Below are 22208 nucleotides of genomic sequence, written 5' to 3' on the forward strand. Positions count from 1 at the left end.
GCCACACATGCGGCCGGCCGACGGAGTCCACCTGTTCCGCGACACCTGCAACGTCTACGTGCTCGTCCGTGACCGGGACGCGGTCCTGATCGACTTCGGGGACGGCGCGGTGCTCGACCACCTCGCCGACTTCGGTGCCGACCGGGTCACGGACGTGCTCGTCACCCACCACCACCGCGACCAGGTGCAGGGCCTGCACAGGGCGGTCACGCACGGTGCGCGGATCTGGGTGCCGCCCGCCGAGCGCGACCTGTTCGACAGGGTCGACGCGCACTGGCAGCAGCGCCCGCTCCAGAACTACTACGACCTGCGCCAGGACCGGTTCTCGTTGCTGGAGCCGGTTGCGGTCACCGGCACGGTCCCCGAGTACCGCACGCGCCGGTTCGGCGGGTTCGACGTCACGACGATCCCGACACCCGGCCACACCGCGGGTTCGGTGACCTACCTCGTCGACGTCGACGGCAGGCGGCTCGCGTTCACCGGCGACCTCATCCACAGCGCGGGCAAGGTGTGGTCGCTGGCCGCGACCCAGTGGTCGTACACGGCCCTCGAAGGCGTCAAGTCGACCGTGCTCTCGCTCTACGACCTCGGCGCCCGCGCCCCGGACCTCGTGCTGCCATCGCACGGTGACCCGATCGACGACCCACCTGCGGCGTTCGACCTGCTGGAGCGGCGGTTGCTGGCGTTCAACGACTCGCGGCACGACAAGCCGTGGGACGCCCGCGGCCAGTGGGAGCACCCGTTCGAGGAGCTGAGCCCGCACCTGCTGCGCAACAGGACCAGCTTCGCGACCAGCTACGTGCTGCTGTCCGACACCGGCGGCGCGCTGCTCATCGACTTCGGGCTCGACATGATCGTCAACCTGCCGACCGGTGACGACCGGTCCTCGCGGCGGCCGTGGCTGCCGTCGCTGCGCCCGTTGCGCCGCGACTACGGCGTCGACCGGGTCGAGGTCGCGATCCCCACGCACTACCACGACGACCACGTCGCCGGGTTCAACCTGCTGCGCGAGGTCGAGGGCACGCGGGTCTGGTCGGCGGGCACGGTCGCCGACGTGCTGGCCACGCCGTCGCGCTACGACCTGCCATGCCTGTGGTACGACCCGGTTCCCGTCGACCGCGTCCTCGAGACCGGGCGTCCCGTGCGGTGGCACGAGTACGAGCTGACGCTGTACCCGCTGCCCGGGCACACGCTGTACGCCGTCGCCATCGCGTTCGAGGTGGACGGCCAGCGGGTCGTCGCGACCGGTGACCAGCAGTCGACCACGTGGCGGCCGGGTGAGCGGGCCGAGATCCTGAACCTGCAGTACAAGAACCGCTTCCGCATCGACGACTTCACCAGGAGCGCCGCCCTGTACCGGAAACTGCGGCCCGAGCTGATGATCAGCGGGCACTGGGAGCCGAGGCGGGTCGACGACGCCTACCTGGACCTCCTCGAGGAGAAGGGCGCCGAGCTGGCCCGCATGCACCGCGAGCTGCTCCCGCTGTCCGAAGTGGACTTCGAAGCGGAGGGCTTCGGCGCGTGGCTGCGGCCCTACCAGGTGACCACCGCGCCCGGCGTGCCGTTCGGTGTCGAGGCGCAGGCCCGCAACCCGTTCGCAGACGCCGACGAGGTCACGATCGCGCTCGTCGTGCCCCACGGGTGGCGGGTGGCGCCCGCCAGCGCGACCGCGGAGGTGCCCGGCCGCGCGACGGAGACGTTCGAGTTCGTGGTGACACCTACGGAGAGCCCGTGCAGGCGGGCGCGGATCGGCGCGGACCTCACGGTCGGCGCGACCCGTTTCGGCCAGCACGCGGAGGCGCTGGTGGACGTCCGATGAGGGTGGACCCGCGCCGCGCGGTCGCCACGGTGGAGCACGACGGACTGCTGTGGTTCCAGCTGCGCCTGTTGTCGTCACTGGACACTCTGGATGGTCCGGACGAGACACTCGCCGTGACCGTTGCCGAGGACGGCAACCGGGTCGAGGCCCGTTGTGCCAGCTCCCGCTGGGACGAACGCGTCACCGTCCTCGAACACCACCCGGATCGGTTGGAGATCACCACGACCGTGCGCGGCCACGGCGACCTGCTCACCGCGCACCTGCTCGGCGGGCACCGGCCACCGAGCGGCTTCCTGCCCAGCGGTTCCGCGCTCGACACCGTGTTCTCGCCGAACCCCGACCACCCGCGCCGCGTCCTGCGCCCGGCCGCCGAACCGGCGGTCGTCGCCGTCACCGGCGACGGCGCGGAGCCGGGGGTCGGGCGCTGGCTGTTCTGCCCGGCGCCGTGGTGCTACGCGGTCTCCCGCGACGACCGCTGGGCCGCGCTCGGCCTCGCCGCCGGGATCGACGAGCAGACGTTCACGTCGTTCCACTACACCGGCGGCACCGACGGTTTCGCGCTGCGCCTGGACTACGAGGGCCACACCCGCGTCGACGGCGAGTTCACCACGCCGGCGCTGGTGATCCAGTTCGGCCATCCCACACCGCAAGCCGCGATCAGCGCCCACGGCGACCTGCTCCGGGAGCGCGACCTCGCCCCGCGGATCCGCACCGAGATCCAGCGGCACTGGCTCGAACCGATCTTCTGCGGCTGGGGTGCGCAGAGCGCGCTGCCCGGGGTCACCCAGGAGCATTCGACGCAGGAGAACTACGACGGCTTCCTCGCCCACCTCGGCCACCACGACGTGGTGCCCGGCACGGTCGTCGTCGACGACAAGTGGGCCGCCCACTACGCGACCAGCCGGCCCGACGAGCGCAGGTGGCCGGACCTGCGCGGGTGGATCGCGCGGCGGCACGCGGACAACCAGCGCGTCCTGTTGTGGTGGAAGGCGTGGGACCACGACGGCGCGCCGCGGGAGGCGTGCGTGACGCTGCCGGACGGCACCCCGGTCGCACTCGACCCGGAGCACCCGCTCGGCGAGAAGACCGTGGTCGACGCCGTCACCCACATGCTCGGCGACCTCGACGCGGACGGCCTCAAGGTCGACTTCCTCGCCAGGACCCCGAGCGGGACGGCGTTGCGGCACGCGGGTAACCGCTGGGGTGCTGCGCTGCTCCATCACCTGCTGAAACTGGTGTACGACACGGCGAAGGCGGTCAAACCCGGCGCCCTGATCGTCACCCACACGCCGAACCCGGCGTTCGCGGACGTCACGGACATGGTCCGGCTCAACGACATCCGCATGCTCGACGCGATCGACCCGGACGGCCCGGTCGTGCCGCACATGCGGTACCGCGCCTCGGTCGTGGCCGCCGCGCTGCCCGGCGTGCCGGTCGACAGCGACGGCTGGTGCCTGCCCGACCGCGCGCAATGGCGTGCCTACCTGGACATCCAGGCGGAACTCGGCGTGCCCGCGCTCTACTACGCCGACCGGGTCGACCTCTCCGGCGAGGAGCTGACGGCCGCCGATCTCGCCGAGGTGGCCCGCGTGTGGGCGGCGTACCGGCGCACCCTTGACGAGCCAGGGACAGCGTCCTAGGTTGTGGCAACGATTCCATGTGGGATCGTTGCCACATCTTTCCCCTCGATGACGCGGAGGAAGCTTCGGATGCGATACCCACAGGTGGCGGCGTTGTGTGCCGCAGCAGCGCTGGTCCTGGCAGGCTGCGGTGGCGTCGGCGGCGATGACGGCGAAAGCGATGGTGGCAAGGTCACCCTCACCACCATGGGCTTCGGCCTCGGCGACGAGATCGCGACAGTCCGGGCGGACCTGGCGAACGAGGCCATCGCCCCGGCGGACGTGAAGGTCAGCGAGAACGCGTTCGACCCGCAGCAGTTCCTCTCGGCGGTCGCGTCGGACAACCCGCCGGACCTGGTCTACATGGGCCGCGAGAAGCTCGGCACCTACGCCGCGCGCGGCACCATCGAGCCGCTGGAGAACTGCGTCGAGAAGGAAGGCATCGACCTCGACCAGTACCGCGACCCCGCGCTCGAGGAGATCACGCTCGACGGCAAGCTCTACGGGCTGCCCGAGTTCTACAACAACCGCGTCATGCTGATCAACGACTCGTCCGTGCGCAGCGCCGGCCTCACCCCCGACGACGTCGACCCGAGCGACCGGAACAAGCTCGCCACGGTCACCGACCAGCTCACCAAGCGCGACGGCGACAAGCTGGCCCGCATCGGCTTCGACCCGAAGATCCCCGAGTTCCTGCCGGTGTGGGCCAAGGCCAACGGCGTCGACATCATCAGCGAGGACGGCAAGACGGCCAACCTCGACGACCCCGAGCTGATCGCGGCGCTGGAGTACACGGTCGGCCTGATCGACAAGCAGGGCGGCTGGGGTTCGTTCAAGGCCTTCCGCGACTCGTTCGACCTCTTCGGCGACCAGAACCCGTTCGAGACCGACCAGCTCGCGGCGTTCCCGATGGAGGACTGGTACCTCAACGTGCTCTCCGACGTCTCGCCGGACCTCGAGCTCACGGTGCGGCCGTTCACCGACGAGCAGGGCAAGCCCATCGACTGGGTCACCGGCTCCGCGTGGGCGATCCCGGCCGCGGCCAAGCACAAGGACCAGGCCTGCAAGTGGATCAAGACGATGACCGACTCGCAGACCTGGATCGCGGCCGCGGAGGCCCGCGTCGAGAAGCGCAAGTCCGAGGGCAAGCCGTTCACCGGCGTCTACACCGGCAACGAGGTGGCGGACGAGAAGATCTTCGGCGAGCTGGTGTCGCTGGGTGACACGCCCGTGTACGACAACGCGGTCAAGGCCGTCCTCGAGGCCCAGGAGGCCGCGTTCTCGCTGCCGGCCTCGCCCGCCGGTTCGGAGTTCCAGACGGCGTGGCAGGACGCGGTGAACCGGGTGCTGTCCGGCCAGCAGTCCCCAGCCGACGCGATGAAGCAGGCACAGCAGGAGGCACAGACCGCGCTCGACAACGCGGCGAAGTAGTGCGGCCGCTCGACATGTCCCGGGGGCCGCGCGTCCGTCGCTGGGCGCGCGGCTTCCGGGACCGGGAGACGTGGGCCGCGTACGGGTTCCTCGCCCCGTGGATCATCGGGTTCACCGTCTTCCTCGGCGGCCCGATGATCATCAGCCTGGTCCTGTCGTTCACCGACTACGACGGGCTGCGGGAGACGAGCAACGTCGGCTTCGCGAACTACGAGCAGCTGCTCAGTGACCCGAAGATCCGCAAGAGCCTCAGCAACACGATCATCTACGCGATCATGGTGGTGCCCGGCACGATGATCGTGGCGCTCGGGCTCGCGATGATGCTCTCGCGGGTCGGGCGGCGCTCGGCCGGTGTCTTCCGGACGCTGTTCTACCTGCCGGAGGTGACGCCGAAGGTCGCGGTCGGCGTGCTGTTCCTGATGCTGTTCAACGGCCAGGTCGGCATGGTGAACGGGGCGCTGGGCCTGATCGGCGTCGACGGCCCGGACTGGAGCACGGACCCGGCATGGGTGAAGCCGGGGCTGGCGATCATGAACGTCTGGTCGGTCGGCGGCACGGTGATCATCTACCTGGCCGCGCTCAACAACGTGCCGCGTGACCTGTACGAGGCGGCCGCGCTGGACGGGGTGTCGGCGTGGCAGCGGTTCCGGCACATCACGGTGCCGATGATCAGCCACGCGCTGTTCTTCACCCTGATCGTGCAGACCATTCACGCGTTGCAGTCGTTCGACGAGGCGTACACCGCGTTCTACGGCAGCTCCGCGTCGGCGACCTACTCCTCCGACGCGGCCCTGTTCTACCTCGTGTACCTGTTCCAGCAGGCGTTCCAGTTCCTGCACATGGGTTACGCGTCGGCGATGGCCTGGCTGCTGTTCGTCCTGATCATGGTCATCACCGTCGTCCAGATCAGGGTCAGCAGACGGTTCGTCTACTACGAGGGCGGTGACCGCTGATGGCCACGACCACGCCGCCCGTGACACGACCGGCGTCCGCGTCGCCCGGCCGGCCCAAACCCGTGCCGGTCAAGAAGAGCCGCGTGCTGTTCTGGGTTGGGCTGACCGTCTCCTCGGTGTTGTTCCTGTATCCGTTCTGGTGGGTGCTCGCCGCGTCGCTCAAGCCGCGGTCGCAGGTGTTCGACAACCTGTTCCTGCCGAGGAACTGGGCGTTCGCCAACTACCTCAAGATCTGGGACGCGGCACCGGTCTGGACGTGGTTCGTCAACAGCGTCACGGTCGCGCTCGCCGCCGCGCTCGCGGCGACGATCTCCAGCGCGATGGTGGCGTGGGCGTTCGCCTACTACCGGTTCCCCGGCCGCAACGGGTGGTTCGCGATCGTGCTCGGCACGATGATGCTGCCGACCGCGGTCACGATGATCCCGGTCTACCTGATCTGGAACTCGGCGGGGCTCGCCACCACGCAGGTGCCGCTGTGGGCGTCGAACCTGTTCGGCAGCGCCTTCTACATCTTCCTGCTGCGGCAGTTCTTCCTCGGCCTGCCAAGGGACCTGTTCGAGGCGGCGCGGATCGACGGGGTCGGGCACTGGGGCCTGTTCTGGCGGATCGCGGTGCCGCTGTGCAAGCCCGCGCTGATCGTGACGTTCGTGTTCGAGCTGAAGGCCAGCTGGTCGGACCTGCTCAAGCCGCTGATCTACCTGCGGGACGTGGAGCTGTTCACGTTGCCGCGCGGGCTGAAGGCGATCTCGGACCGGTTCGGGCAGGCGGGCGAGCAGCAGTGGGAGATCGTGCTCGCGGGCAGCGTGATCACCACGCTGCCGATGGTCGTCGTGTTCTTCCTCGCGCAACGCCACTTCATCCACGGCATCGCCACGCAGGGGCGCAAGGGATGAGGGCCCCCCGGGTGCTGGCGCTCGACATCGGGGGGACCAAGCTCGCGGCCGGGCTGGTCGACGCGACGGGACGGGTCCGCTCGTTCCTCGTCGCGCCGACCCCCGCCGCGGACGGGCCGGAGCCGGTGCTCGACGTGCTGTTCGCGCTGGGCCGCAAGGCGGTCGCCGACGCGGGCGTGGACTGGCCGGAGGTCGCGGCGGTCGGCATCGGCTGCGGCGGCCCGCTCGACGCGGACCGGGGCGTGCTGCTGTCGCCGCCGCACCTGCCGGGCTGGGTGGACGTGCCGGTGACCACGCTCGCGGCGACCGCGTTCGGGCGGCCCGTGGCACTGGACAACGACGGCACGGCGGCCGCCGAGGCCGAGCACCGGTTCGGCGCCGGTGCGGGCACGGCGCAGATGGTGTACCTGACGCTGTCGACCGGTGTCGGCGGCGGCGTGGTGCTCAACGGCGAGGTGTACCGGGGCGCGACGGGCAACGGCGCGGAGCTGGGCCACGTGGTCGTGGACTGGCGCGGCCGGGCGTGCCGGGGCTGCGGTGGCCGCGGCTGCCTGGAGGCGTACGTGTCGGGCACGTCGATCGCCGAGCGCGCCAGGGAGGCGCTCGACGACGGCAGCTCGCTGTCCACTGTGGAGTCGCTGACCGCGGCCGAGGTCGCGGCGCACGCGTCGGCGGGCGACCCGCTCGCGGCACGCGTGTGGCGCGAGACCGCCGACGCCCTCGGCGCCGGGCTCACCTCGATCGTGAACGTGCTGGAGCCGGAGCTGGTCGTGCTCGGCGGCGGGGTCACCCGGTCCGGCGACGCCCTGATCGCCCCGGCGCGGGCCGCCGTCCACGCGTCCGCGATGACGCCTGGTGGCCGGTCCGTGCGGGTCGAGCGGGCCGCGCTCGGCGACCAGGTCGGTGTGGTCGGCGCGGCCACGGTGGCCATGCGCCGGTTCTTCCCGGAAGGAGTCGTGTGAACGAGGCGGAGCGGAGCAGCGTGGCGACCGATCGAACACTGGCGGACCAGTTGGCCGACCATGTCGGGCTCGCGTCCAGCGTCGCCGAGCTGCTCCCCGAACTGTCCACGGTGGCCGATCTGCTCATCGCGACCTACGAGCGGGACGGGCGGCTGTTCACGTTCGGCAACGGCGGCAGCGCCGCAGACGCGCAGCACCTCGCCGCCGAGCTGATCGGCCGCTACCAGCGCACCAGACGGCCGTTGCCCGCGCTCGCGCTGACCGTCGACCCGTCGGTGCTCACCTGCATCGCCAACGACTTCGGCTACGACGACGTGTTCGCCCGCCAGGTGACCGGGTTCGTCCGCCGCGGCGACATGGTCATCGCGTTCTCCACCAGCGGGCGATCACCGAACGTGGTTCGCGGCCTCGCCGAGGCCAGGAAGATGGGTGCCACCACGGTGTTCTTCGGCGGGTCGGGCGGTGGGCCCGCCGCCGAGCACGCCGACCACGCGCTGGTGGTCGACTCGAAGCAGACCGCGCGGATCCAGGAAATGCACCTGCTGCTCCTGCACCTGCTCAGCGAGCGGGTCGACGCATGGGCCGCAGGGGAGGGGTGAGTATGTCCACAGAGGAACGCATGCTGCACATGATCGGCAACGCCCACATCGATCCGGTGTGGCTGTGGCAGTGGCCGGAGGGCTACCAGGAGGTGCGCGCCACCTTCCGGTCGGCCATCGACCGGATGGAGGAGTACCCCGAGTTCGTGTTCACCTGCGACTCGGTGCTGTACCTGGCGTGGGTGGAGGAACACGACCCGGACCTGTTCGCCGCCATCGGCAAGCGGATCGCCGACGGGCGCTGGCAGCAGCTGGGCGGGTGGTGGATCGAGCCGGACTGCAACCTGCCGGGCGGTGAGTCGTTCGTGCGGCAGGGGCTGTACTCGCAGCGGTACCTGAAGGAGCGCTTCGGCGTCACGTCGACCGTCGGCCTCAACGTGGACCCGTTCGGGCACAGCGCGTCGCTGCCGCAGATCCTCGCCAAGTCGGGGATGGACTCCTATGTGTTCATGCGGCCGGGCCCGCACGAGATGACGTTGCCCGGCCCGTACTTCTGGTGGGAGTCGCCCGATGGCACCCGCGTGCTGACCTACCGGATCCCGCACGAGTACTGCAGTTCCGGCACCGACCTGGGTTACCAGGTCGACAAGTCGCTCGCGCAGCTGCCGCCGGACGCGCCGAACCTGATGGTGTTCTACGGTGTCGGCAACCACGGTGGCGGGCCGACCAGGGCCAACCTCGACTCGATCCGCCGCCTCGACGCGACCGGCGGGCTGCCGAGGCTGCGGTGCTCGTCGCCACGTGAGTTCTTCGACCAGGTCATGTCGTCCGGGGTGGACGTCCCGGTCCACGCGGGGGAGCTGCAGCACCACGCCGTCGGCTGCTACTCGGCGCACTCCGGGGTGAAGCGGTGGAACCGGCGTGCGGAGAACCTCCTCGCCCGCGCGGAGAAGTGGGCGGCGGTCGCCGCGTCGGTGTCCGGTGTGACCTACCCCTTGGCGGATCTCACCAGGGCCTGGAAGCTCGTGCTGTTCAACCAGTTCCACGACACCCTGGGCGGCGCCGCGATCGAACCGGCCTACGAGGACAGCCGCGACCAGTACGGGCACGCCGTCTCGCTCGCCGGTGAGGCGTTCAACCGGTCGGTGCAAACGCTTGCGCGGCGCATCGACATCCGGCAGGAGCCGGACATGACGCCGCTGGTCGTGTTCAACCCGCACCCGTGGCGGCTGGTCGCGGACGTCGACTTCGAGTTCGGCGGGTTCCCCGCGTTCGGCGCCCGTGCGGTCGACGACGACGGCAACCCGGTCGCCGTGCAGCGCACCCGTTCCAGGGCGACCGTCAACGGGTGGCGGCGCAGGCTCACGCTCGCAGCGGACGTGCCGCCGCTGGGCTACCGCGTGTACCGGATCTACCCGTCCGGCGACACCGAGGGCGCGCCGGTCGTCACCGCCACCGACACCCGGCTGGAGAACGACTTCCTCGCACTGGAGATCGACCCAGGGACCGGGTGGCTGCGGTCGCTGCGCGACAAGGTGTCCGACGTGGACGTCGTCGGCGGCGGCTCGCACGGTGTCGTGATCGACGACCGGTCGGACACGTGGGGCCACCGGGTGCGCGCGTACGACAAGGTGGCGGGCACGTTCACCCCCCGGTCGGTGCGGCTCGTCGAACACGGCCCGGTCCGCGCGGTGGTGCGGGTGGTCAGCGAGTACGGGTCGTCGACCCTCACCGAGGAGTACGTGCTCGGTGTCCGCGACCGCCACGTCGAGGTCCGCGTCACCCTGGACTGGCACGAGAAGCAGAAGCTGCTGAAGCTCCGCTTCCCGACCGTGCTGTCCAACGTGGCGGCCACGTTCGAGATCCCGTACGGCCACCTGGTCCGGCCCGCGAACGGCAGCGAGGAGGTCGCGCAGGCGTGGGTCGACGTGTCGGGTGAGCTGCCCGGTGGGCGGCGCGCCGGGCTCGCGGTGCTCAACGACGGCAAGTACGGGCACGACGTGACCGGTGCCGACATCGGCGTCACCGCGGTCCGCAGCCCGGTGTACGCGTGGCACGAGCCGAAGGAGCTGGACCCGGACGAGCTGTACACCTTCCAGGACCAGGGCAGGCAGGAGTTCGGCTACCGGCTCGTCCCGCACGCGGGCGACTGGCGCGACGCGTCCGTGGTGCGGCTCGCGGCCGAGCTGAACCAGCCGGCGTTCCCGCTGCTGGAGTCCTATCACGACGGTGACCTGCCCTCGGCGCGGTCGTTCATGGCGGTCTCGGACGGCAGCGTCGTGCCGACCGTGCTGAAGGCCGCCGAGGACGGGCAGGGCGCGCTCGTGGTCCGGGCGTACGAGACCGCGGGCCGCGCGTGCGACGCGACGGTCGAGGTGCTCGGCCGTTCCGTGAGCGCGTCGTTCGGACCGGCGGAGATCAAGACGTTCCTGGTGCCCCGCGATGCCGATGCCGCGGTGGTCGAGACGGACCTGATCGAGTGGTGACCCCGCCGTTCACGGTGACGGTGCTCGGCCAGGACGCCGCGCTGGCGGTCGCCGAGGAGGTGACACCGCACGACGGTGGCCGGTTCGCGGTGCGGCTGACCGTGACGGCGCGGGCCGCGGGCGCGGCCGGGTTGCGGGTGTCGCTGCGGCTGGGGCGCACCGACGACCCCGGCTGGCTCGTGCCGGGCGTGTTCTACGGCGAGAACCGGGTCACCGGCTGCCGGGTCCGGTACCCGAGGTTCACGGTGGCCGACCCGGACCCGGCGGCGCTGGAGTCGGACGCGTGGTCGTTCCGGGCCGACCGGTGCGCGACACCCGCGGTGTTCGGCTGGGACGCCGCCGGTGGCGCCGCGCTCGTCACCACCGAGTGGTCACCGCTCGGGCAGGCGGGGGTCGGGTTCGCCGTGGACGACGGGCATCCGGTGCTGCGTCTGCACTTCCCGTACCGGGAGGAGCCGGTGGTGTACGACGGCAGCCCCACACCGCGCCCGGCCGACGTCCCGTCGTACCCGTGGGAGGCCGGTGAGACGGTCACCATCGACTTCGACGTGTACGTGCTCGGACCCGACCGGCACTCGTACAGCGAGGTGCTGCGGGACGTGCACCGCAGGACCGCGGCGCGGGACCTCGACACGGTGCCGTGGGTGTCGCTCACCGAGGCGGCCGACCTGACCGCGTGGGGGCTGTACCGGTGGCACTACCGCGACGAGGACGCGGTGCTGCTGGAGACGGCCGCGTTCGACCGGGACGCGCTGGGGGAGCGCGGCGACCGGCAGGCCATGCACGTGGCGTGGCTCAGCGGTGTCCCGCACGCGTACGCGCTGCTGCGCCACGGCCGCCGCGTCGGCAATCGGTCCTATGTGGACGCCGCGTGCGCGGTGCTGGACAACATCACCGCGAACCTCACCCCGGGCGGCACGTTCTGGGGGCAGTGGACCCGAGAAAACGGCTGGAACGCTGGCTGGACCCCGAACCGGCGCCGGGTCCACGCCCGCACCCTCGGCGAGGCGACGGTGTTCCTGCAGCGCGCGGTCGCGCTGGGCGCGGCGCCCGCGCTGTGGGTGACGGCCGTCCGGTCCAACCTGGACGTCGCGTGCGCGAGCCAGGACGCCGACGGCGCACTGGGTTCCGGCTACGACGTGGAGACCGGGGCGGTGATCGACCGGTTCGGCACGAGCGGCCTGGCGTGGATACCGGCCCTGGTGTCGGCGGGCCGGGTGGCCGTGGCGCAGCGCGCGGGCCGGTACTACGCACAGGCGGTGCGCGAGGAGTTCCTGTACGGCGCGCCGGAGGACGTGGACCTGGCGCCCACGTCGGAGGACGGCTACCTCGCGATCATGGCGTACGTGGCCCTGTACGAGGCCGACGGCGACCGCGAGTGGCTCGACCTGGCGTGCCGGGCCGCGGACTGGACGCTCACCTTCCGGTACACCTACGACGTCGACTTCCCGCCGCACACCCTGCTGGGCCACTACGACTTCCGCTCGCGTGGCGCGGACCAGGCGTCTCCGGCGAACCAGCACCTGCACTCCTACGGACTGATCTGCCACCGCGAGCTGACCCGCCTCGGCGAGCACACCGGCGACGAGTACTACACGCGGTCGGCAGCGGAGACACTGGCGTGTTTCCGGCAGTTCGTGGCCCGCGAGGACGGCGACTTCAACGCCTACCGCGGCATGGTGACCGAACGGTACTTCCAGACCGCCTGTTACCAACCGAAAGGGATGCTGCTGACGCTGTCGCACGCGTGGTGTGTCGGCGTGCTGCTGCTGGCCTGTGAGGAGAGCCTGTGAGCGAGCTGGTCGTGTACGGGGCGACGGCGGCCGGGGTGTGCGCGGCGGTCGCGGCGGCGCGGCACGGGGTGGCGGTGACGTTGCTGGAACCGGGCAGGCACGTCGGCGGCATGGTGTCCGGCGGCCTCGGGTACACCGACATCGGCGACCCGAGGGTGCTCGGCGGCATGGCGGCACAGTTCCGCGCGGCCGTCGCCGACCACTACGGCACCGACCGGTACGCGGGCCCGGAACCCCATGTGGCGGAACGGATCTTCACGCGGTGGCTCACGGAAGCGGGCGTGGCGGTCGAGTTCGGCGCCGAGGTCCCGGCCATGACCGACGCCGCGGTGTACATCGACGCGAGCTACGAGGGCGACCTCATGGCCGCGGCAGGCGTGTCGTACCGGGTCGGCAGGGAAAGCCGCGCACTGCATGGCGAGTCCTTCGCGGGCCGCACCGAGCCCGCGCCGGGGAAACACCAGTTCCCGCCGTACCTGAACCCGTTCGCGCGGGACGGTTCGCTGCTGCCGCTGATCGACCCCGGCGAGGAGGCCGCCGTCGGCGAGGGCGACGGCCGCGTCATGGCGTACGGCTACCGGGTCTGCCTGTCCACGGCGCAGGACCGGATCCCGTTCACCCGCCGCGACGGGTTCCGTGACGAGGAGTGGGAACTGGCGCGCCGGTGGCTGGCGCCGGGACCGCCCGACGACGTGGTCGGCCTGGTGCAGAACCTCCCGAACGGCAAGTGCGACGGCAACTCCATCGGCCCGCTGTCGCTGAACCTGCTGGACGGGAGCCACCAGGACTACCCGACGGCCGGCCCGGCACGTCGCGCCGAGATCGTGCGCCGATTCCAGGAGTACACAAGGGACTTCCTGTACTTCATGGCGTCACAGGGGCGGTTGGACGGCTGGGGCTGGGCAGCGGACGAGTTCGACGGCGGGCTCCCGCACCAGCTGTACGTGCGCGAGGCCCGCCGCATGGTCGGCTCGCACGTCCTGACCCAGCACGACCTGACGGCGACCCCACAACACGACACGGTGGCGATGGGCTCGTACCACATGGACATCCGCGAGGTCCGCCGCACGTGGCGGTGGGTGTACGAACACCCGGACCCGATCCCGTCGGTGTACAACGAGGGCTACCTGTCGGTTCCCGTGCGGCCGTACCAGATTCCGTACCGCTCACTGGTGCCGAGATACAACGAGTGCCGGAACCTGCTGGTGCCGGTGTGCGTGAGTGCTTCCCATGTGGCGTTCAGCTCCGTGCGCATGGAACCGCAGTACGAGATGCTGGGCCACGCGGCCGGACTGGCGGCGGTGCAGGCACTGAAGAAGAACGTGGCCGTGCAACAGATCGACACGAGGGCCCTGCAGGACCAACTGCACGACGAGGGCCAGGTGCTGGCGCTGTAGAAACGCCTCCACCCCTGTGGACGACTCCACCGTGACAGCCCGGAAATGTCGTCCGTGCCACGTAGGCTGGAAACCGGGGGCGGAGGCCCGTCTTCGTCATGACGACCGGTGGGTTCGTCCTCGCCGGACGTCGGACGGGCAGGTCTCCGGGGTGGCGGGAGCCCCTGTGTGATGGGCTTTGCGCCACCATCGGGGTGCGTTGGCTGTGTCACGGCATCGGCCCGCCGTTCCGGGGTGCGGGGGCGAGCCTGTGGATGGTCGACCCGGAATTGTCGGTGTCGGCCGCTACGCTGGAGACCGGGGGCCGGAGGCCTGCCCACTCAGCTTCCGTGTCGAACCGCGGCGTTCGAAGGCCGGTGTCAGCCACTCGGTCTTCGGTGGCCCGTCGAACTCTCCCGACAGCCGTGCCAACAGCATCTCCGCCGCCCGGGACCCCATCGCCACGACCGGCTGCGACACCGCGGACACGGCGGGCTGCACCATGGTCATCCACGGCAGGTCGTCGAACGCGACCAGCGAGATGTCCCTTGGCACCCGCAGCCGCCGCCGCTGCAGTTCCTGCCACACCCCGGACGCCATCAGGTTGTTCGCCGCGAAGACCGCGGTCACGTCCGGTCGCGCGTCGAGCAGTGTCGAGAGCGCGGTCGCGGCGTCGCCGGAGCCGAAGCCGACCCTGGCGACGAGCCGCTGGTCGAACTTGACCCTCGCCGCGCGCAGTGCCGCCTTGTACCCGGCCAGGCGGCCGACGCCGGTGGTCCACTCCAGCTCGTCGATCAGGAACGCGATCCGCCGGTGCCCGAGCTCCAGCAAGTGCGACGTGGCGACGCGGGCGCCGTGCTCGGAGTCGACCAGGACCGCGTCGCACTGGCTCTGTGCCATCTGCCGGTCCACCTCGACGACCCGCACCCCCTGCGCGGTCAGCAGCGCGCCCGCCTCCGGCGTGAGTGGGGTGACGATCGCGCCGGGCACCCGCATCGCCAGCAGTGTGCGGGCGCCCGCCAGTTCACGGTCGGCATCACCGTCGTCGTTCACCAGCACCATCTGGTAGCCGGCCCCGCCGAGCACCTGCTCGATCCCGGCGGCGAGGTCGGCGTAGAACTGGTTGCGCAGGTCGGAGATGACGACCCCGACCAGCCTGCTCGTCCGCCGCTTGAGGCTGCGGGCGATGTCGTCGGGCACGTAGCCGAGCCGGTCGGCCGCGGCCAGCACCCGCAGCTTCACGGAAGCCGCCGCGTACCCCTGCCCGGTCAGCGCCCGCGACGCGGTCGACGGTGACACCCCGGCGGCCCTGGCGACATCGCCAATGGTCACCCGCCGGGGCACCCCGTCGACCTGACTCATGCAGCGACCTCCTGCCACGGCCGGGCTGAGCTGTCGACCACCTCGGCGAGCCGCTTCAGCCGGTCCACCGCACGGGACCGCAGCAGTGGCCCCGGGTCACTGAGCGTGTCGCTCCAGATGGCGCGGCCCGCGAGGAAGCCGGACGCGCCGGCGTCGCACGCCGTCTGCACGGCCTGCGGGAAGTCCTCGATCGTCACACCCTGTGACAGCACCACCCACGGCACCGGCACCGTCGCGGTGATCCGCTCGCACACGCGCCCGACCTCGGCCTGGTCGCCGAGCCCGCGTCTTGGCACCTGCGCCTTGTACAGCGACGGCCGCAGCGCCCCGAGCTCGGCGGCGGCCTCCAGTTGCAGCCGGTCGAAGTCGTCGTCCGACGTCGGGCGCACCACACCCTCGAGGATCGACACCAGCCCGGCGCCCGCACAGCGCCGCACGAACTCCTCCGCCATCGCGAGCCGCGCGCCCCGGTGCTCGTCCGGCCGCCACACCAGCAGCAGCTTCATCGCGACCACGCCGCGCTCGCGGACGTGCACCGGGTTGATCTCCTCGTCGAGCGAGGTCTCCACCACGGGGCCGCCCTCCGGCGGGTGCCGCAGCCGGTCCGCGGCGAGGATCAGCCCGCACGACGGCGGCAGCAGCCGCTCCGCCAGCACCTGGTCGAACCCGAAGGTGCGGTCGATCAGGAACCCGCTCGCGTGCGCGCCCAGCTCCGTGGCCACCGCGAGCTTGAACTTGGTCAGGTCGCTGTCGGAGACCGGTGCGGGAGTGTGTGCGCCGAGCATCGCGCGCAGGCTCTCCCGCTGGTCCATCGCCACCATGGCCAGGCCACCGGACGGCCGCGCCAACTCGGTCAGGCTTGTCATGCCACCTCCCGTACCCGGGGCAGGAAGCCACCCCGGTAGATCGCGTCGTATCGGTCGGCGAGGAGATCGTCACGGGCCAGCACAGCGCTACGCAGCACGGGTGCCGGCATGCCGACGGCGGCGCCCGCCAGCAGCGCGGCACCAGCGCACGCCGCGTCCGGGGTCGCCGTCGAGCGCACCGGACCCGGCATGACGTGGGCTTTCACCGTCATCCATGCCGTGCCCCTGCTCGGTCCGCCGAGCACGGTCACCGCGTGGAGCTTGGTGTCCGTGTGCTCCGCGTGGTGCTCGGCGAGCCACCGGGCGTGGAACGACGCGCCCTCGAGCGCGCCGACGAGCACGTCCGGCAACCCTTGCCCCGGCGCCAGGTCGTGCACCGAGAGTCTTCGGTGCGGGTCGGGGGCCGGCGCGCCGAGGCCCTCGAGGTAGGGGAGCACCACGATCCCGGTCGGTCGCCGGTCCACCGACGCGGCCACCTTCTCCAGGCCGGCGACGTCGCCTGCCGGTGACGCCAGCGAGCACAGCCATTCGAGAAGTCGGCCGCAATGCGGGAAACCGGAGACCATGGCCCACCGTGTCCCGTCCACGGTCCGGTTCCAGGACATGCCGGAACCGGCCGCGGCGCGGGGGGCCGCCCGCTCGGACACCGTCACCACCGCCTCTGCCGTTCCCAGAGAGTCCACCACATCTCCCGGCTCACGCGCGCCCGCCGCGTGTGCGGCAACCAGGTGATCGTGCCCGGCCACCACGACCGGAGTGCCTACTGGGAGTGGTCCCGCCACGGCCGCGCCGACGTGCTGGTCGGGCAGTTGCCCGGCCCGGACCCCCGCCAGCCCGAGCAGGTCCTCGTCGTAGCGGTCCAGCAACTGGTCGTAGGCCCCCGACCGCCCCGCGAACGTCCGGTGCGACAACGGGTTACCCGCCAACACCGTCGCCACCAGCTCGGGAATCCCCACCCACACCCGCATCCGGTCAAGAAGCGCCGGCTGGTGCCGCCGCACCCACAGCCACGAGGCGAGCGGCGTCCGCGCGGCGACGTCCACCCCGGTGGTCGCGAAGATCGACTCCCGTCCCACCCGCTCGGCGAGCCACCCGGCCTCACCCGTGGCGCGTTTGTCGTGCCACCAGAGCATCGGCCCCATCGGCAGCAGGTCGTCGTCGAGCGGCAGCCCGCCCTCGGCCACCCCGGTCACCCCGACCGCGTCCGGCGCCCCGGCCTCCGCGACGCATCGACGCAGGTCATCCAGCACCCCGGCCACCAGGTTCCCGGCATCGGCGGGGGTAGGCCGCCGCCGCTCGACCACGGCGGTACCGTCTACGGTGTAGACGCCGACCTTGCAGTTGGTCGTCCCGACGTCGACGCCGGCCAGCAGCCCGGTCACACTTTTCCCTTCCCCAGAGGTGTGGCAACGTTGCCACATCAGGGCGTAATCCTCACCACCGGGCCGGCAAAGGTCAAGTCAGTCCGAAGTAGACAGGAATCGTGGTCGTCCCGAGGACGGCCGAGGTTCGGCCGGACGGCGGCGAGCCGGGTACAGCAGGTGAGGTCACCCGCCGTGCTGGCCGTCGGTGGATCTGGTGCCTGGCACCAGGGGCTGGGTCGTCTCCTCGTCGGCGAGCCAGGGCAGGTTCCCGGCAGTCGCCTCCTGCGCGGACCGGGCTATGGGCACGACCTCGCGATAGAACGTGGGCACGGTCTCGATCTTGCTCCGCAGGCGCGCCGACCTGGTCGAGTTGCCCGCTTCGTCGTACATGTCGGCGGCGTGGCGCCACGCGACCGCCGCGTCCACCAGGTCTCCGCACTCGTACTGTGCGGTGCCGAGGGCTTCCAGCGCGCGTGCGTGGTTCAGGATGTCATGGGTTTTCTCGCACAGGTCGATGGCCTGTCTGCCGTAGTCGACCGCGACCCGCGACCGGCGCCGGACCCGGTTGATCTCGCACAGATCCACCAGGCTCCCGGCCATCGCGGACATGTCCGGCACGCTCTGCGCGATTGCCAGTGCCTGTTCACAACAACCGGCCGCCATCGCAAGGTCCCCGAGTTCGCGGTGGATGGCACCGATCTCGCTCAGGCTCGCGGCCTCAGCCGAGGACTCACCGATCTCCTGGGCGAGGAGGGCAGCGCGGTTCAGGTGGGCGAGTGCCTGCTCGTGCTGGTCGAGAGCGTGCAGCGCGTGCCCGATGCGACAGTGTGCCCAGCACAGGCCTTCCCGGTTTCCGCTCTTCTGGTCGATCTCCATGCCACGACGGAACAGGTCGAGGGCCTCGGCCGGGTCTTCCCGGCGCAGCGCGACCCGGCCGAGCAGGTGGAGGATCGAAGCCTCACCTCGGTCCAGGCCGTTCTCGGTGGCCAGCGGGAGCGCCGCCTCGAGGCAACGGCGGGCCTCGTCGTGATCGCCCAGCATCATGTGTGCCATTGCCAGGAAGCTCAGCATCGAAGCTTCGGCCTCCCGGTTGCCGAGTGCCCTGGCCGAGCGCAACGCGACCTGCCGCACGGCCCGGCTGCCGATGACGTTGCCCGCCCGGTCGAAGAACGTCGTCACGGGATCCGTCAGCCGCCAGACATGGTCGTGGTACCCGTGTTCGGCCGCGTACGTGATTGCGGCGGTCAGGTTCGCCCGCTCCCTGGCGAACCACTGGCGGGCGCTGTCGGAGTCGTCGAACGTGGTCAGCCGAACGCCTTCATGGGCTGATGTGCGCGGTGGCGGGTTGTAGCTGCGGTGGGCGGCTCGGCAGGCGTTGGTCACCGAGCCGAGGTAGTAGTTCAGTACCCGGCGTTCGGCCGCCGCCTGTTCCTCCTGCGGTTCGTCAGCGTCCCGGCACTGCGCGGCGAACTCCGCGAGCACGTCGTGGAAGCGGTAGCGGCGCACCGAGTCCGCTTCTTCCACTAGGTGCGCTCCGGCCAGCTTGCCCAGACTCGTCGTGGTGTCGTCCACCTGCCGTCCGTCGCACACGCACGCGGCGTCCAGCCCGATCTCGGGCCCGGGGTGCAGGGTCAGCAGCCGGAACAGCCGACGTTCGGGGGCGGCCAGGGCCCGGTACGACGGCGCGAAACAGGCCGCGCCGCTGACCGGTCCGTCGCCCTTGTCGCCGAGGCCGCGGACAAGGTCTCGCCGGTCGACGAGCGCGGAGTACTCCTCGACGCCCGTGGCGGACTTGCCGGCGAGGTCGCCCGCGATGACAGTGAGCAGCAACGGCAACCCACCACAGAGCGTCGTGAAGTGTTCGAGCTGCTCGTCGCCGATCTCGTTGCCGGGGCCCAGCTGCGCCGAGAGCAACCGGGCGCCTTCACTCGCCGACATCGGCCGCAACGTGATCCGCCGGGCTCCGAACTCCCCTTGCAGGGACGTGAGCCATTGCCTGCTCGTGATCAACACGACGCAGTTCGACAACAGCGGGACCAGGTCACGGACATGGGCGGTGTCCCGCACGTTGTCGAGCAGGACCAAGGTCTTCTTGTCGGCGAGGAGCGAACTCAGCAGCTGCTCCCGGCGGCGGAGGTTGAACGTCGCCTCTGGTGGGTGGCCGAGAGCGGTGAGGAAGTCATCGACAACGGTGATGTGCTCCACCTTCGCCCGGTCGGCGTAGCCATGCATGTTGACGAACAGGGCGCCGCCCGGAAAGAGATGGCGATGGTCGTGCGCCCAGTGCACGGCGAGGACGGTCTTCCCGACCCCGCCGATGCCGTCGATGACGACGACGCCCGCGGCCGGTTCACCGGACGAGACGTCGACGATCGCGTCCAGCATGCCGAGCGGCTCGGTCCTTCCCACGAAACCGGGGCGGTCGGGTGGCAGCTGTTGCGGTGTCAAAGTCGGAACTGGCCGGAACATCACCCCGTGTTCCGTGCGGAGCGTGTCGTGGTGCTGGCGCAGGTACTCGGCGGCCTGGTCGTCGCCGTTGGCCCGGAGCCTGCTGCGGACGGCGAAGTAGAACGACGTCGCGTGCGTACGGCGCAGACCGCCGTAGAGCGCGGTGAGCCGGAGCGAGGCCAGGGTGACATCGTCGGGATAGTCCCCGTGCAGGTCGTCGAGCCTGGTGAGCGCCGCGTCGAACCGGCGCAGTGCCAGCAACTGTTCGACGAGGGTCGTGTGCGCGGTGAGGAGCTCTGTTTCGATCACCGCGTTGCGCCACGCCGCCGCGGCGGGGCTGGTGAGGTCCGCGATGGGGGAGCCACGTGACAACGCGAGGGCGCGGTCGATGAGTTCGATCGCCTGCTCGGGTTCGTGCGCCGCGGCGCGAGCGCGGCCTTGTGTCACGAGCGTCCGGAAGCGGTTGCGATCGATCAGGGCTGGGTCGATCTCGAGCCGGTAGCCGCCGTGGCGGGCACGAACCTCGGTCGGTGTGGGCAGCGCGCGCAGCGCGTTGCGGATCCGTGCGGCATACGTGTGGAAGGTCGTTGCCGGGTTCTGTGGAATGGGCTTGTCCGCCGGCCACGCCCATCTGATCAGCGTCTCGAGTTGCACGACCCGGCCGACATGCACGGCCAACGTCGCGAGGACGGCGCGCTCGCGCGGCTTGCCCCACGTGTCGTCGACCTCGCCGTCGATGACCAATGCCGTAGTACCGAGGATTCCCAGCAATGCGTCCACCCCAGCCGCACCCCAACCATGCTGGTCATTTGGATGTACCGACCCACAGCGCCAACAGACCGGATGCTACTTACCGACTGAGATCAGCTACCCCACGTAATTGGATCGTTGTAGTACGGACCAGGGAACTGAAAGGTTCTTGACAGGTTTTCCGATACTTCACGTGCAGGTGCTCGCGCTGAATGCACGGCGTCCACCCGACCTCAGGGATTTTCGTGCGTTGACCGGAGTCGTACAGAACACGGACCCGCGTTCGGAAACGCGCGGCTCTCATGCTCGGTGCGAGGCCGGTGCACGTCGTCGGCCTTCACGAGGGAGGGAGCGACGATGACCGAACGCTGGTACAGCGGTCCGGGGGACAGGATCGCCACGCGAGGTGTGTTCCGGCATGGCTGCCGGACCGTGCTCGTGGTCGTGCCATTCGTGGGAGCAGGCACGAGGTTGATGGACGTGCTGCCGCTGTTGGAGGCCGATCACCGGATATCGACCGTCTTCGCGGTCGCGCCGAACTCGGAAGGCGCGGCGTGCCCCAGCGCGGAGGAATTCCTGCGCGCACACTCCTGCCTCGTGCTGCCATGGCAGGAAGCACTCCGGTACGAGTTCGATCTCGTGTTGGCGGTCGGTCCGCACGGGCTGGCCGGCCTGCGGGGGAAGTCGCTCCTGCTCGATCGTGAATCCGTGCCGAACGGGGAGTGTGTTCTCCCGGATGTCCTGGCGCTGTCGCACGACTCGGAGCTCGACCTGCTGGCGGAGTCGTGCCAGGAGGCGCTCCCGGCGGCGACCGTCGTCGGCGACATCTCCTACGACCGCCTGCTGGCCAGCATCCCGTTCCGTGGCCGCTACCGGCAGGCACTGGGGCTGTCCAGAGGGCAGCGACTCGTCGTGACGTCCACGCGGCGACCGGACCTGGTGGGGAGGATGGTCGACGAACTGTCCGCCTGCCGCTTCACGGTCGCGGTGACCATCCATCCGGAGGTGTGGGACGCGCATGGTGGATGGCAGGTTCGCGCGTGGCTCGCTGACGGCCTCGACGCGGGAGCGCTCCTTCTCCCACCCGGCCAGGGCTGGCAGGGGGCGTTGATCGCGGCGGACCTCGTCATCGGTGACTGCGATCCGGTCACGAGGTACGGCGCCGCGATCGGCCTTCCCACCATGGTCGTCGCGTCGCCCGAGGAGGGATGCCGGGACCCGTTGTCCGACCTTGTCCGGCGGCTCGCGCCGCCGGTCCGTGCCGATCACCCGCTGGCCGACGAGGTGCGAGCGGGGATGGCGGGCGACCGTTCGTGGCAGGACCTCGTGGCCGCGCGGATCACGTCGCGGCCCGGCAGGGCAGGTGAGTTGCTGAGGCAGTTGCTGTACCGGACGCTCGACCTCCGCGAACCCGCTCGCGCGGCCCCCTGCCCGCCAGTGCCGTTGCCTTGTCCGATCACCGGTGCGACGTGGTGGTGGAAGAAAACGGTCGGTGAGTGACGGCGACGTAGAACGCACAGTTCCGGAAAGGGTGCGGTGCGTGTCAA

General features: G+C 70.8%; 15 protein-coding genes. 11 read left to right on the forward strand and 4 right to left on the reverse strand.

The window, feature by feature from the left end:
• Window positions 1-7: 7 nt before the first annotated feature.
• The 10 genes from ACFPCV_RS17220 (at window position 8) to ACFPCV_RS17265 (ending at window position 13892) form a co-directional block, all read left to right on the forward strand.
• Complete coding sequence (locus ACFPCV_RS17220; protein ID WP_378057199.1) at window positions 8-1819, forward strand: MBL fold metallo-hydrolase; 1812 nt, start codon at window positions 8-10, stop codon at window positions 1817-1819.
• Complete coding sequence (locus ACFPCV_RS17225; protein WP_378057200.1) at window positions 1816-3459, forward strand: alpha-amylase family protein; 1644 nt, start codon at window positions 1816-1818, stop codon at window positions 3457-3459. The genes ACFPCV_RS17220 and ACFPCV_RS17225 overlap by 4 nt, the downstream gene beginning before the upstream one ends.
• Before the next feature lie 69 nt (window positions 3460-3528).
• Window positions 3529-4869, forward strand: a complete 1341-nt coding sequence (locus tag ACFPCV_RS17230; RefSeq protein WP_378057201.1) for an extracellular solute-binding protein — start codon at window positions 3529-3531, stop codon at window positions 4867-4869.
• A gap of 14 nt (window positions 4870-4883) precedes the next feature.
• Window positions 4884-5822, forward strand: coding sequence for a carbohydrate ABC transporter permease (locus tag ACFPCV_RS17235; protein ID WP_378057202.1), 939 nt, complete (start codon window positions 4884-4886; stop codon window positions 5820-5822).
• An 83-nt stretch (window positions 5823-5905) separates the two neighbouring features.
• Window positions 5906-6715, forward strand: coding sequence for a carbohydrate ABC transporter permease (locus ACFPCV_RS17240; protein ID WP_378057203.1), 810 nt, complete (start codon window positions 5906-5908; stop codon window positions 6713-6715).
• Window positions 6712-7677, forward strand: a complete 966-nt coding sequence (locus tag ACFPCV_RS17245; protein ID WP_378057204.1) for an ROK family protein — start codon at window positions 6712-6714, stop codon at window positions 7675-7677. The genes ACFPCV_RS17240 and ACFPCV_RS17245 overlap by 4 nt, the downstream gene beginning before the upstream one ends.
• Complete coding sequence (locus ACFPCV_RS17250) at window positions 7674-8276, forward strand: D-sedoheptulose-7-phosphate isomerase (RefSeq protein ID WP_378057205.1); 603 nt, start codon at window positions 7674-7676, stop codon at window positions 8274-8276. Before ACFPCV_RS17245 ends, ACFPCV_RS17250 begins: the two co-directional genes overlap by 4 nt.
• A gap of 2 nt (window positions 8277-8278) precedes the next feature.
• Window positions 8279-10702 carry an alpha-mannosidase gene (locus tag ACFPCV_RS17255; protein WP_378057206.1) on the forward strand — a complete coding sequence of 808 codons (2424 nt, stop codon included), beginning with the start codon at window positions 8279-8281 and terminating at the stop codon, window positions 10700-10702.
• Window positions 10699-12495, forward strand: a complete 1797-nt coding sequence (locus tag ACFPCV_RS17260; protein WP_378057208.1) for a hypothetical protein — start codon at window positions 10699-10701, stop codon at window positions 12493-12495. The genes ACFPCV_RS17255 and ACFPCV_RS17260 overlap by 4 nt, the downstream gene beginning before the upstream one ends.
• Window positions 12492-13892 carry an FAD-dependent oxidoreductase gene (locus ACFPCV_RS17265; RefSeq protein ID WP_378057209.1) on the forward strand — a complete coding sequence of 467 codons (1401 nt, stop codon included), beginning with the start codon at window positions 12492-12494 and terminating at the stop codon, window positions 13890-13892. Before ACFPCV_RS17260 ends, ACFPCV_RS17265 begins: the two co-directional genes overlap by 4 nt.
• 285 nt (window positions 13893-14177) lie before the next feature.
• Here ACFPCV_RS17265 and ACFPCV_RS17270 read toward each other — a convergent pair whose 3' ends face one another.
• From ACFPCV_RS17270 to ACFPCV_RS17285, 4 genes are all read right to left on the reverse strand, one after another.
• The gene (locus ACFPCV_RS17270; protein WP_378057210.1) at window positions 14178-15233 is read right to left on the reverse strand and encodes a LacI family DNA-binding transcriptional regulator; all 1056 of its coding nucleotides are present in this window, start codon (window positions 15231-15233) and stop codon (window positions 14178-14180) included.
• Window positions 15230-16099, reverse strand: a complete 870-nt coding sequence (locus ACFPCV_RS17275; protein WP_378057211.1) for a hypothetical protein — start codon at window positions 16097-16099, stop codon at window positions 15230-15232. The genes ACFPCV_RS17270 and ACFPCV_RS17275 overlap by 4 nt, the downstream gene beginning before the upstream one ends.
• On the reverse strand, window positions 16096-17481 hold the full coding sequence (locus ACFPCV_RS17280) for an FGGY-family carbohydrate kinase (protein ID WP_378057212.1): 1386 nt from the start codon (window positions 17479-17481) through the stop codon (window positions 16096-16098). The genes ACFPCV_RS17275 and ACFPCV_RS17280 overlap by 4 nt, the downstream gene beginning before the upstream one ends.
• Before the next feature lie 165 nt (window positions 17482-17646).
• Window positions 17647-20691, reverse strand: a complete 3045-nt coding sequence (locus ACFPCV_RS17285) for an AfsR/SARP family transcriptional regulator (RefSeq protein ID WP_378057213.1) — start codon at window positions 20689-20691, stop codon at window positions 17647-17649.
• A gap of 327 nt (window positions 20692-21018) precedes the next feature.
• On the opposite strand from ACFPCV_RS17285, the gene ACFPCV_RS17290 reads away from it, so the two are divergent.
• Window positions 21019-22161 carry a hypothetical protein gene (locus ACFPCV_RS17290; RefSeq protein ID WP_378057214.1) on the forward strand — a complete coding sequence of 381 codons (1143 nt, stop codon included), beginning with the start codon at window positions 21019-21021 and terminating at the stop codon, window positions 22159-22161.
• The last annotated feature ends 47 nt before the right edge of the window (window positions 22162-22208 follow it).

Source organism: Actinophytocola glycyrrhizae (genome assembly GCF_042653545.1).
GTDB classification, from domain to species: Bacteria; Actinomycetota; Actinomycetes; order Mycobacteriales; family Pseudonocardiaceae; genus Actinophytocola; species Actinophytocola glycyrrhizae.

Excerpts from the sequence above, each read along its gene's own strand:
- ACFPCV_RS17220 (WP_378057199.1), top strand. The coding sequence starts at position 8 with ATGCGGCCGGCCGACGGAGTCCACCTGTTCCGCGACACCTGCAACGTC.
- ACFPCV_RS17225 (WP_378057200.1), top strand. The coding sequence starts at position 1,816 with ATGAGGGTGGACCCGCGCCGCGCGGTCGCCACGGTGGAGCACGACGGA.
- ACFPCV_RS17230 (WP_378057201.1), top strand. The coding sequence starts at position 3,529 with ATGCGATACCCACAGGTGGCGGCGTTGTGTGCCGCAGCAGCGCTGGTC.
- ACFPCV_RS17235 (WP_378057202.1), top strand. The coding sequence starts at position 4,884 with ATGTCCCGGGGGCCGCGCGTCCGTCGCTGGGCGCGCGGCTTCCGGGAC.
- ACFPCV_RS17245 (WP_378057204.1), top strand. The coding sequence starts at position 6,712 with ATGAGGGCCCCCCGGGTGCTGGCGCTCGACATCGGGGGGACCAAGCTC.
- ACFPCV_RS17255 (WP_378057206.1), top strand. The coding sequence starts at position 8,279 with ATGTCCACAGAGGAACGCATGCTGCACATGATCGGCAACGCCCACATC.
- ACFPCV_RS17270 (WP_378057210.1), bottom strand. The coding sequence starts at position 15,233 with ATGAGTCAGGTCGACGGGGTGCCCCGGCGGGTGACCATTGGCGATGTC.
- ACFPCV_RS17275 (WP_378057211.1), bottom strand. The coding sequence starts at position 16,099 with ATGACAAGCCTGACCGAGTTGGCGCGGCCGTCCGGTGGCCTGGCCATG.
- ACFPCV_RS17290 (WP_378057214.1), top strand. The coding sequence starts at position 21,019 with ATGACCGAACGCTGGTACAGCGGTCCGGGGGACAGGATCGCCACGCGA.